At 29.0% G+C, this 666-nt stretch carries 1 protein-coding gene; it reads right to left on the bottom strand.

Going from position 1 to position 666, the window contains the following annotated elements:
- Positions 1 to 28 precede the first annotated feature (28 nt).
- Entirely contained in the window at positions 29 to 511 is a 483-nt protein-coding gene (locus FLJC2902T_RS15975; RefSeq protein ID WP_023580706.1) for a hypothetical protein, read from the bottom strand.
- Positions 512 to 666 lie beyond the last annotated feature (155 nt).

The following is a 666-nucleotide window of genomic DNA, read 5'->3' as shown; positions in this document are numbered from 1 at the left end:
TTCTTAAAACCGCTGTTATGCGACGTTTCTATGGTCCGTTTATATCTAATTCTTCTGAACTTTGCTTAGTAAGGTTAATTTTTAAAGAAAAGAAGCAATTCCCGCCATCATTAACTTCATTCAATACTTTTTTCCAGTTTATTGCTGGATTTTCACAAAAACAATTTATATAAACTTCTTTTTCTCCTTTAGAATTTTTAGCAACTATATATTGTTTGTAATATTTATTAAGATTTATATATCGAGTTCCAGTATGTAAACTTGGATTGATTTTTTCTTCTTTATTATATTTATTTACACGTTTTGATAATAATTTTTCAGCCAGTAAAATTTCTTCATTACTGATTTCGGAAGCTATACAGTTTTTAAATTTCCATTTAGTATTTTCGTCAAAGGGTAGAACCGCAATCCTTGAAGTATCGATTTTAAATGTTACTTTTTCATTACGTTGCGCAATACAAAGATTAGATATTAACAGAAGTAAAAAAAGTATAATTTCTAGTTTTCTCATATCGTTTTTCTGAAATGTCGCATAACGTCCCGCCGGCTTTCTGTCAGTGGCGGTTTTTTTTTACTGACGTTTACAAATATACCGAAAAGTAGTAAGGAAAAAACTTCTTTTTTAAGAAGAAATGAAAACACTAGCCATCCCAAATAAATCCCTAA

Source organism: Flavobacterium limnosediminis JC2902 (genome assembly GCF_000498535.1).
Taxonomy (GTDB): Bacteria; Bacteroidota; Bacteroidia; order Flavobacteriales; family Flavobacteriaceae; genus Flavobacterium; species Flavobacterium limnosediminis.
The sequence above is the reverse complement of the archived record's forward strand: the minus strand, read 5'-3'. Positions and strand labels throughout refer to the sequence as shown.

Bases quoted from the DNA above. Each gene is read 5' to 3' on its own strand.
- FLJC2902T_RS15975 (WP_023580706.1), bottom strand. From the start codon at position 511: ATGAGAAAACTAGAAATTATACTTTTTTTACTTCTGTTAATATCTAAT.